This is a genomic window from Mesorhizobium sp. P3_A9, assembly GCF_056402975.1.
The window spans coordinates 1-7,384 of record NZ_JBFUGJ010000292.1; the positions used below are offsets into that span (position 1 = coordinate 1).

8 protein-coding genes are annotated in these 7,384 nt (G+C 61.9%); 7 read left to right on the top strand and 1 reads right to left on the bottom strand.

Annotation, left to right across the window (positions count from 1 at the left end; genetic code table 11):
* The first annotated feature begins 320 nt into the window (after positions 1–320).
* Genes AC1DX0_RS27450 through AC1DX0_RS27460 form a run of 3 tightly spaced genes read left to right on the top strand, consistent with a single transcriptional unit; the run spans position 321 to position 3,252 of the window.
* The gene (locus AC1DX0_RS27450) at positions 321–1,508 is read left to right on the top strand and encodes a glycine C-acetyltransferase (protein WP_477357534.1); all 1,188 of its coding nucleotides are present in this window, start codon (positions 321–323) and stop codon (positions 1,506–1,508) included.
* A 52-nt stretch (positions 1,509–1,560) separates the two neighbouring features.
* Complete coding sequence (tdh, locus tag AC1DX0_RS27455) at positions 1,561–2,595, top strand: L-threonine 3-dehydrogenase (protein WP_477219146.1); 1,035 nt, start codon at positions 1,561–1,563, stop codon at positions 2,593–2,595.
* Between the two features lie 33 nt (positions 2,596–2,628).
* Positions 2,629–3,252 carry a DUF4304 domain-containing protein gene (locus tag AC1DX0_RS27460; RefSeq protein WP_477219145.1) on the top strand — a complete coding sequence of 208 codons (624 nt, stop codon included), beginning with the start codon at positions 2,629–2,631 and terminating at the stop codon, positions 3,250–3,252.
* Here AC1DX0_RS27460 and AC1DX0_RS27465 read toward each other — a convergent pair.
* Complete coding sequence (locus tag AC1DX0_RS27465; RefSeq protein ID WP_477219144.1) at positions 3,213–3,698, bottom strand: MarR family winged helix-turn-helix transcriptional regulator; 486 nt, start codon at positions 3,696–3,698, stop codon at positions 3,213–3,215. The genes AC1DX0_RS27460 and AC1DX0_RS27465 overlap by 40 nt on opposite strands.
* Positions 3,699–3,818: 120 nt before the next feature.
* Here AC1DX0_RS27465 and hmgA point away from each other — a divergent pair, with 120 nt between their 5' ends.
* Genes hmgA through AC1DX0_RS27485 form a run of 4 tightly spaced genes read left to right on the top strand, consistent with a single transcriptional unit; the run spans position 3,819 to position 7,348 of the window.
* Complete coding sequence (gene hmgA / locus AC1DX0_RS27470; protein ID WP_477219143.1) at positions 3,819–5,132, top strand: homogentisate 1,2-dioxygenase; 1,314 nt, start codon at positions 3,819–3,821, stop codon at positions 5,130–5,132.
* Positions 5,133–5,142: 10 nt separating this feature from the next.
* Positions 5,143–6,030, top strand: a complete 888-nt coding sequence (locus tag AC1DX0_RS27475; protein ID WP_477219142.1) for an MBL fold metallo-hydrolase — start codon at positions 5,143–5,145, stop codon at positions 6,028–6,030.
* Positions 6,027–7,058: a fumarylacetoacetate hydrolase family protein gene (locus AC1DX0_RS27480; RefSeq protein WP_477219141.1), complete on the top strand. Its 1,032-nt coding sequence runs from the start codon at positions 6,027–6,029 to the stop codon at positions 7,056–7,058. Before AC1DX0_RS27475 ends, AC1DX0_RS27480 begins: the two co-directional genes overlap by 4 nt.
* Positions 7,055–7,348 carry a hypothetical protein gene (locus AC1DX0_RS27485; protein WP_477219140.1) on the top strand — a complete coding sequence of 98 codons (294 nt, stop codon included), beginning with the start codon at positions 7,055–7,057 and terminating at the stop codon, positions 7,346–7,348. The genes AC1DX0_RS27480 and AC1DX0_RS27485 overlap by 4 nt, the downstream gene beginning before the upstream one ends.
* Positions 7,349–7,384: the final 36 nt, after the last annotated feature.

Below are 7,384 nucleotides of genomic sequence, written 5' to 3' on the forward strand. Positions count from 1 at the left end.
GGTATGCACCGGCTGCTGCGACATGTTCGGGGGCGGCCCYCTCGCCAACGGATTCCTGTATGAGCACCATTGAACTGCAAACGTTAACAGGACTGGAAATCGATCGCCGGCCGGCAAGGGGAAGACGCGGAAAGATCGCGAAATGGTTATCGCCTCCTTTCGCTGCCGGCCTGCATTTGAGCATTCGTTACCTGCGGTCGCTTGGGCGATGCCTATGGCGTCTCGTCTGATGCTGCCCGGCCACCCGATCCGGTCGCTTTTGCGATGGATTTTTTGCGCAGGCGGGACGACAGTCTGCCCACGTCAAACGAGGCTTGATCATGACCGCAGCATTTCTCTCCCATATTGACAGCGAGCTTGCCGGGCTSAAATCGGCYGGGCTCTACAARTCCGAGCGRGTGATCWCCTCRAYRCAGTCRGCCSAGATCGAGGTCGGYGGCGAGAAAGTGCTGAATTTTTGCGCCAACAACTATCTCGGCCTCGCCGACAGCGCCGACCTGCGAAAGGCGGCCACCCAGGCGCTCGACCGTTACGGCTACGGCATGGCGTCTGTGCGCTTCATCTGCGGCACGCAGGAGGAGCACAAAGAGCTCGAGGCGACGATTTCGTCTTTCCTCGGCCTTGAAGACACCATCCTCTACGGCTCCTGCTTCGACGCCAATGGCGGCCTGTTCGAGACGCTGCTAGGCGAGGATGACGCGATCATCTCGGATGCGCTGAACCACGCCTCGATCATCGATGGCGTCAGGCTGTCGAAGGCCAAGCGCGTCCGCTACGCCAACAACGACATGGCGGATCTTGAGGCGCGGCTGAAGGAAGCCAGGGATTGCCGTTTCCGGCTGATCGCCACCGACGGCGTGTTCTCGATGGACGGCATCATCGCCAACCTGAAAGGCGTCTGCGACCTTGCCGACAAATACGATGCCATGGTCATGGTCGACGACAGCCATGCGGTTGGCTTCGTCGGCAAAAATGGCCGTGGCTCGGCCGAGCATTGCGGCGTCGAGGGCAGGGTCGACATCATCACCGGCACGCTCGGCAAGGCGCTCGGCGGCGCTTCCGGCGGTTATACGTCAGGCAAAAGCCAGGTGGTCGACTGGCTGCGACAGCGCTCACGGCCCTATCTGTTCTCCAATACGCTGATGCCGGCGATCGCCGGCGCTTCGATCAAGGTGTTCGACCTGATCCGCAATGGCGATGCCTTGCGCGAACGCCTCTATGCCAATGCGGCGCGGTTCAGGTCTGAGATGGGCAAGCTCGGCTTCACGCTGGCGGGGGCCGATCATCCGATCATCCCGGTGATGCTGGGCGACGCGACGCTGGCGCAGGAGATGGCGGCGCGCATGCTGAAGCGCGGCATCTATGTTATCGGCTTCTCGTTCCCGGTGGTGCCGAAGGGCCAGGCGCGCATCCGCACCCAGATGTCGGCGGCGCATTCCATTGCCGACATCGACCGTGCGGTGGAGGCTTTCGCTGCGGTCGGCAAGGAGCTGGGTGTCATTTCCTGAGCAGCCGGCGCCGAAAAGCGATTCCGGATCAAGAGATTCAAGGGACAAAAGAATGTCGAACATGATGAAGGCGCTGGTGAAGGCCAAGGCCGAACCGGGCATCTGGATGGAAGAGGTGCCGGTGCCGGAGATCGGCCCCAACGATGTGCTGATCAAGATCAAGAAGACGGCGATCTGCGGTACCGACGTGCACATCTACAATTGGGACCAGTGGGCGCAGAAGACCGTGCCGGTGCCGATGGTCACCGGTCATGAGTTCGTCGGCACCGTCGCCGATTTCGGTGCAGCCGTCACCGAATACAAGGTCGGCCAGCGCGTGTCGGGCGAGGGCCACATCGTCTGCGGCCATTGCCGTAACTGCCGTGCGGGCAGGGGGCATCTCTGCCGCAACACGCTCGGCGTGGGTGTTAACCGGCCCGGCGCCTTCGGTGAGTATCTGGCGATACCGCAGCACAATGTCGTGCCGATCCCCGACGACGTGCCGGACGAGATTGCAGCAATCTTCGATCCCCTGGGCAATGCCGTTCACACGGCATTGTCCTTCGACCTCGTCGGCGAGGATGTGCTGGTCACAGGCGCGGGGCCGATCGGCATCATGGGCGCGCTGGTGGCGCAATGCGTGGGTGCGCGAAAGGTCGTCATCACCGACATCAACCCGGTACGGCTGGCGCTGGCGAAAAAGCTCGGCGTCCAGCATGTCGTCGACGCCTCGAAGGAAAAGCTGCGCGAAATCATGCCGGCGCTGGGCATGACCGAAGGTTTTGACGTCGGCCTGGAAATGTCGGGAGCGGCGCCCGCCTTCCGCGACATGATCGACACCATGAACAATGGCGGCAAGATCGCTATTCTGGGCATTGCGCCGACCGGCTTCGAGATCGACTGGAACAAGGTCATCTTCAAGATGCTGCATCTCAAGGGCATCTATGGCCGCGAAATGTTCGAGACCTGGTACAAGATGATCGCGCTGGTCCAGGGGCCGCTCGATGTGTCGGGGCTGATCACCCACCGCATCGGTATTGATGATTTCCAGACGGGCTTTGATGCGATGCGCAGCGGCAGTTCCGGCAAGGTGGTGATGGACTGGTAGGGGCGACCTATTGGCTTCACGTGGGGACCAGAGATGGCGGACAACGAGCACGGGCGTATCATTGCTGCGCAGGCAAAGATCGCGTTGCAGCCCGCCGGATTTCAGCGAAAGGGGCAATCACGTGTCTGGATCGCAGATCGTGGCTTCTGGCTAAGTGTAGTCGAATTTCAGCCCAGCTCTTGGTCCAAAGGCACGTACCTGAACGTAGCAGTCCACTGGCTTTGGGGCTCGCTTCTGGAAACACTGACCTTCGATCGCTCTGAACGCGTCGGCGGGTTCGTTGAGTTCCAGAGCCCCGAGCAGTTTGTGCCCGTGGTCAGTCAAATGGCCAGGAAGGCAGTCGAGATCGATCAGGTTCATCGATCGATGTTTCCTTCCGTGCAGGCGGCAGCGACGATTCTCGTGAATGAATTGCAGCCGGGTGCGTACGGCGAATGGGCAGCTTTTAATGCCGGGGTGGCGGCCGGTTTGGCTGGTGATTTTGAAACGGCAAGGCGGCTGTTTGAAAGAGTTCAAAGACACGCGGCCTCGCAAGCGCAGGCGCTCCTGGCCTACATCGATGATCCGGTGGCATTTCGAACCCACGTCAGAGGCATCATTGAAGCCGAACGCACATATTACGGCTTAGGAGCGTTGCCTACCGCCGGAGCAATCTGATTTCTGCGACGGTCGAACCTTGCCTCCAGAGCTGCCACCCCGTTGACAATCGCCGCGCGTTCCTCCGCACCGAGCCTAGCCAGCAACTCCTTCTCAAACGCCTTCGCCAGCGGCACCATCTCGTGATAGGCGGCAAGCCCGGCCTTGGTGAGAGCCAGATGTTCAACGCGGCGGTCGCTCTCGTCAGGCGTGCGTGTCAGCCAGCGCCGTCGCGCGAGTTCGGCCACGGCGCGCGAAACCTTGGTCTTGTGCATGGCCGACTGCTCGCCGAGTTCTGTCGCCGTCATCGTGCCGCGCTGGCCGAGACCTGAAAGCGTGCGCCACTCCGGTCGGGTCAGCCCGTGGCGATCCCGGTAGATCTTCGAGAATTCGCGGCTGACGGCATCGGCCAGCCGGTAGAGGCGGTAGGGCAGGAAACTTTCCAGTTCCAGAATATCGGATTCCATGATGCGCGCCGTGGCCGTTGATAGTTACATTTTCAATGGTTACAAATGAAACCAGTTTGGTCAATATTGCCGGTAAGCCGCGTTTCAGGCGGCTGAGAGGCAGGGATCAGGGAGGRTCGGATGGCCTTTTCCTACATGCCGGGCTTCGGCAACGATTTTGAGACCGAAACCTTGCCCGGCTCGCTGCCGCAGGGACGGAACTCGCCGCAGCGGCCGGCCTACGGCCTCTATGCCGAGCAACTTTCGGGCTCGCCCTTCACCGCGCCGCGCGGCACCAATGAGCGCTCCTGGCTGTATCGCATCCGGCCGAGCGTCAAGCACACCGGCCGGTTCAAGGCAGCGACCTATCCCTTGTGGAAGACCGCGCCCAATGTCGGCGATCATGAATTGGCGCTTGGCCAGTATCGCTGGAATCCGGTGCCGATGCCGAAGGACCCGACCGACTTTATTCAGGGCATGTGCACGATCACCACGGCTGGCGACGTGCTAGGGCAGAGCGGCATGGCAGCCCATGTCTATGTCGCCAACACATCGATGGTCGACGACCATTTCTTCAACGCGGACGGCGAGTTGCTGGTCGTCCCGCAAGTCGGCGCCCTGCGTCTGGTGACGGAGATGGGCGTCATCGAGCTGCGGCCCGGCGAGATCGCCGTTTTGCCGCGCGGCCTCGTCTTCAAGGTCGAACTGGTCGACGAGGAAGTACGCGGCTATGTCTGCGAGAACTACGGCGCCAAGCTGACCTTGCCCGACCGCGGCCCGATCGGCGCCAATTGCCTGGCCAACCCGCGCGATTTCAAGACGCCTTGTGCCTGGTTCGAGGAGAAGGAAACGCCGTGCCGGCTGATCGTCAAATGGTGCGGCAATTTCCATGTCACCGAGATCGGCCATTCGCCGCTCGATGTTGTTGCCTGGCACGGCAACTACGCGCCCTACAAATATGATCTGGCGACCTTTTCGCCGGTCGGTGCGCTTTTGTTCGACCATCCAGATCCGTCGATCTTCACGGTGCTGACCGCGCCGAGCGGCGAGGAGGGCACCGCCAACATCGACTTCGTCATCTTTCCGCCGCGCTGGCTGGTGGCCGAAAATACGTTCCGGCCGCCCTGGTATCACCGCAACATCATGAGCGAGTTCATGGGGCTGATCCATGGCCAGTACGACGCCAAGGAAGAAGGTTTTATCCCCGGCGGCATCAGCCTGCACAATCTGATGCTGGCCCATGGCCCGGACGCGCCTGGCTTCGAAAAGGCCTCGCGTGCTGAGCTGAAACCGGTCAAGCTCGACAACACCATGGCCTTCATGTTCGAGACCCGCTACCCGCAGATGCTGACCCGCTACGGCGCCGAACTGGAAACCCGGCAGGACAATTACATCGACTGCTGGGCCGACCTGAAGAAACGCTTCAATGGCACGCCCGAGGGCGACTGGTCTTGAGGCTCGTCTGATGAGCGATCGACTGGTGCTGCTCGGCTCGAAGGGCGGCCCGGCGTTGCGGCCGGGTGGGCCGTGGCCGAGTTCGTCGCTGTTGGAACTCGGTGGGCGGATCATCGTCGTCGATTGCGGGCTTGGCGTGACGCGTGGTCTGGTCGATGCCGGCATCAGCCTGAAGGCGCTCGACCTTGTCTTCATCACGCATTTGCATTCCGATCATGTGCTGGAACTCGGGCCGTTGCTCCACACCGCATGGACGGCGGGTCTGGCGACGCCGGTCAACGTGTTCGGGCCCGCCGGCACCGGCCATTATTGGCGGCGCTTCTGCCAGGCGATGGAATTCGACATTGAAATCCGTATCGTTGACGAGGGTCGGCCCGATATTCGCGAACTGATTTCGATCAGCGAATTCGGCGAGGGGCAGGTGGTCGAGCAAGGCGGCCTGAAAGTGACGGCGCTGCGTGTCGACCATCCACCGGTGACCGACTGCTTTGCGCTGCGCTTCGAGCATGGCGGGAAAAGCGTGGTGTTTTCCGCCGACACGGCCTTCTTTCCGCCGCTCGCCGATTTTGCCAAGGGTGCTGATGTTCTCGTCCATGAAGCCATGCTGGAAGAGGGCATCGAACGGCTGGTCGCCAGAACCGGCAATGGCGCTCGGCTCAGAGAACATCTGCTCGCCAGCCACAGCTTCGCCGAAGGGGCCGGGCGTATCGCCAGCGATGCCGGCGTGAAGAGGCTGGTGCTCAATCACCTCATTCCCGCCGACGATGCCGAGATCGGCGAGGCGGATTGGATCGCCGCTGTCAGGAAAACATGGGCCGGCGACTTGACGATCGCCTGCGACGGCCTTGTTGTGGAATTAAGCAGTGTGAAAGCTGCACAAGGAGAGGAAACCGCATGAAGCTTGCCACACTGAAGGACGGGACGCGCGACGGAAAACTCGTTGTCGTCTCGCGCGACCTGACGCAGTACACCGACGCCTCTTTCCTGGCGCGCACGCTGCAGGCGGCACTCGACGACTGGCGCAGGATTTCACCGCATCTCGGCACAATAGCGGAATCGCTGGAGAACAATGCGGTGCCGTCGGCGCGCTTTCACGAGCACGACGCGCATTCGCCGCTGCCGCGCGCCTATCAATGGGCGGATGGATCGGCCTATGTGAATCATGTCGAACTGGTGCGCAAAGCACGCGGCGTCGCAATGCCGGCAAGCTTCTGGACCGATCCGCTGATCTATCAGGGCGGCTCGGACTCCTTCATTCCACCGCGCGATCCGATCCGCATGGCCGACGAAGCCTTCGGCATCGACATGGAAGGCGAAGTCGCCGTCATCGTCGACGACGTGCCGATGGGGGCAAGCCTAGACGAAGCACGCGCCGCGATCCGGCTGGTCATGCTGGTCAACGATGTCACGCTGCGCGCGCTGACGGGACCGGAACTGGCCAAGGGGTTTGGTTTCTTCCAGTCGAAACCGTCCTCTGCCTTTTCGCCCGTCGCGGTGACGCCGGATGAACTGGGCGACGCCTGGGATGGCGGCAAGGTCAGCCTGCCGCTGCTCGCCGACCTTAACGGCAAGCCGTTCGGCCGCGCCAATGCCGGTGTCGACATGACCTTCGATTTTCCGGCACTGATCGTGCATGCGGCCAGGACAAGGCCGCTGGTATCAGGCACCATCATCGGTTCGGGCACAGTCTCCAACAAGCTCGACGGCGGGCCGGGCAAGCCTGTCTCGGCGGGCGGCGCCGGCTATTCCTGCATCGCCGAGCTGCGCATGATCGAGACCATCGAGGCGGGTGAACCCAAAACGCCGTTCCTGCGCTTCGGCGACACGGTGCGCATCGAGATGAAGGACAGAGCCGGCCATTCGATCTTCGGCGCCATCGAGCAAAAGGTCGAGAAGTACCAGGGACAACATGGGATAATGGAATGACGGGGGAGGTGCTCTATTTGCTGGCTGGCGTCTTGGCGCTTGGGATTCTGGCAGTCTTCATCCTGGCCATTCGGTTGAGCTATCGTATCGAGGCGCGCTCACCGGATCTGACCAACCGCAGCGGCTTTCCGCGCAAGGCGATGATGTTCCACACCATCACCAACATGAACGTCGCACGGGATGAGGAAACGCAAGCCATGCGCCGGCGCATGAACGGGTTGCTGCTGATCGTTCTCGCCGGATTCGCGATCATGGCGGCAGGCCTGCATCTGGTGCGGTCGGGGGGATGATTTCGTGACCCTGCTGGATCACCTGCGCCGCATGGC

Bases quoted from the DNA above. Each gene is read 5' to 3' on its own strand.
- AC1DX0_RS27465 (WP_477219144.1), bottom strand. From the start codon at position 3,698: ATGGAATCCGATATTCTGGAACTGGAAAGTTTCCTGCCCTACCGCCTC.
- AC1DX0_RS27460 (WP_477219145.1), top strand. From the start codon at position 2,629: ATGGCGGACAACGAGCACGGGCGTATCATTGCTGCGCAGGCAAAGATC.
- tdh (WP_477219146.1), top strand. From the start codon at position 1,561: ATGTCGAACATGATGAAGGCGCTGGTGAAGGCCAAGGCCGAACCGGGC.
- AC1DX0_RS27475 (WP_477219142.1), top strand. From the start codon at position 5,143: ATGAGCGATCGACTGGTGCTGCTCGGCTCGAAGGGCGGCCCGGCGTTG.
- hmgA (WP_477219143.1), top strand. From the start codon at position 3,819: ATGGCCTTTTCCTACATGCCGGGCTTCGGCAACGATTTTGAGACCGAA.
- AC1DX0_RS27485 (WP_477219140.1), top strand. From the start codon at position 7,055: ATGACGGGGGAGGTGCTCTATTTGCTGGCTGGCGTCTTGGCGCTTGGG.
- AC1DX0_RS27480 (WP_477219141.1), top strand. From the start codon at position 6,027: ATGAAGCTTGCCACACTGAAGGACGGGACGCGCGACGGAAAACTCGTT.